General features: G+C 58.8%; 2 protein-coding genes. Both read right to left on the bottom strand.

Going from position 1 to position 2336, the window contains the following annotated elements; all coding sequences use genetic code 11:
- A partial coding sequence (locus CLV70_RS39500) for a condensation domain-containing protein (RefSeq protein ID WP_211304065.1) occupies window positions 1-1467 on the bottom strand: 1467 nt, incomplete at its 3' end.
- The coding region (locus tag CLV70_RS38730; protein WP_146164365.1) for a non-ribosomal peptide synthetase at window positions 1464-2336 on the bottom strand (873 nt) is incomplete at its 5' end. The genes CLV70_RS39500 and CLV70_RS38730, both read right to left, overlap by 4 nt.

Genomic DNA, 2336 nt, shown 5'->3' with positions numbered 1-2336 from the left:
GTTGGCCTGCTCGTTGAGCTGTGCATAGCTGAGCTGCTGGTCCTCGAAGACCACCGCGGTGGCCTGCGGGCGCTTGGCCGCCTGCGCCTCGAACAACTGCGGCAGGCTTTGCGGGCCGACCGGCGTCGTGGTGTCGTTCCAGGACACCAGCAGCTTCTGGCGTTCCTCGGTGGTGAGCAGGTCCAGCCGTGCTATCCGCCGGCCGGGTTCGTCGACGACCTGACGCAAGACACTGACGAACCGATCGAGCAGAGAACGCACCGTCGCCTCGTCGAACAGATCCACCGCGTAGTTGAAACGGATGGGCATGCCGGCGCCGGTAGAGGCAGCTATGGCAAGCGGCAATCCCGGATCGTCGGTCGCGCCGACCACTGAGACACGAATGCCACCGCTGTCGATCGACGACTGGTCTGCACCATGTATGGCACCTTCCAGGACAACAGCGGTATCGAAAAGAGCCCGCATCCCCAACGAGTTTTGAATATCCGCGAGTGAGACGAAATCTTTGGAGAACGCCGCGGTTTGCGCGCTTCTCGCCTCCAGAACAGTCCTCGATACGGTCCAGTCCCCGCGAATATTTATCCTCAGAGGAACAGTGTTTACAAGCAGGCCCACGATCTCGTCCGAGCGTTCAAGATCTGGCGGCCGTGTCGAAAGCGGGCATCCAAAGACAATGTCATCCGAACCGGTCCAGCACCTGAGAACGATCGCCCATCCTACTTGTAGGATCGTGTTTGGTGTAGACCGGAGGTCTGACGCAAGATTCCGGATCTTAGTTTCGAGAGATGCGCCGAGTACTGCATCCACGTATTGCCGCCGCCCGCCGAAAGCATTTTTCTGAGGGGCAAGCAGGGTCGCATCAGCCAGGCCCTTGAGCTCGTCGACCCAGTCCGCCAGTGCCCTCGAGTAGTTGCGCGACCGCAGCCACTTGATATAGCTCGCATATGACAACGGCGCGGGAGACAGCTCCTCACCGACATACAAGCGCATGAGGTCGGAAAGAACTCTATCGAATGACATGGCATCCAAGATGATGTGGTGCCATGTCACAATCAGCCGATAGTCCCGTTTCGCCACCTGCACCAAAGTAAATCTGAGCAGTGGAGCCACATTAAGCCGAAAGGCCTTCTCATTTTCTGCCGCGGCAACCTTCGCAAACGCATCTGCCGGATCGGGTGACGATACTACCGAGATCGCAACGTAAGGAACCGGGACGGACTCGACAACCACTTGCACCTCGTCGCCGGCGTCGTCGACAAGAAAGCACGATCTCAGCGCAGGGTGCCGAGCAATGACGCGCTGAACGCACTCCTCGAGCCGACTGGAGTCCAAGCTGCCCTCTATACGCAAAATGACTTGCTGGACATAGCTCGAGCCAGCACTTCCATCTATAGCCGCCTGGAAATAGAGGGACCGCTGCAATGCCGTCAGCTCATACGCATCTTCGATACGGCGGGTCTGCGTCATGATGAAATCTCTCCCGAGTTAAGAATTCGGGTAAGCTCAGCCATTCGTCTCTCGCCCGGTTGAGAGTCGGACTCTGACACCGGCATCAGGCCCTCACTCTCGGAGATTTCGCGGACCACTGCGGCTATATCTCTTACCGTCTGCGATTCGAATATCTGCCTGACGGAAGCGCTATAGCCAAGTGTCCGCAGCTCCTGCGTGAGACGAACGACTCCTACGCTGTCGCCGCCTAGGGCAAAGAAGTTGGCGTCGCCGGTCAAGGGCCTTCCGAGCACGGTCAAAAAGGCGCTCGCTACCGCCTTCTCACGGACCGTGGCAGGCGACCATTCCGGCCCCCTGGAGTCCGACTTCTGCTGCAGCAGCCGAACCCGGTCTATTTTTCCTCCAGGAGTCAGAGGAATAGCTTCCAGTACTTGGAAAACGTGAGGGATCATATACGTGGGGATCAGTGTTTTGAGGTAGCCACGGATCGTAGCAGTAATACTCTCGTCATGATTCGCTACCATCAGCGCCAGAAACGCCTCGAGCAGCTGATCACCCGGACGATCCTCACGGACCACCACCGCCGCCTGCGCCACCGCCGGATGCGCCCGCAGCGCCGCCTCCACCTCACCCAACTCAATCCGGAAACCACGCAACTTCACCTGATCGTCAACACGACCAACAAACTCCAACTGCCCGTCATCACGCCACCGCACCACATCACCAGTGCGATACATCCGCGAACCCTCCGGCCCGAACGGATCCGCAACAAAACGCCCAGCCGTCAAACCCGGACGATTCAAATAACCCCGCGCCACACCCAAACCAGCCACATACAACTCACCAGAAACACCCGGAGGAACCGGCAACAAACCCGAATCCAGCAC

The sequence above is a fragment of the Pseudosporangium ferrugineum genome (genome assembly GCF_003002065.1).
In the GTDB taxonomy this organism is placed as follows: domain Bacteria; phylum Actinomycetota; class Actinomycetes; order Mycobacteriales; family Micromonosporaceae; genus Actinoplanes; species Actinoplanes ferrugineus_A.
This window is presented reverse-complemented; position numbering and strand designations above follow the sequence as displayed.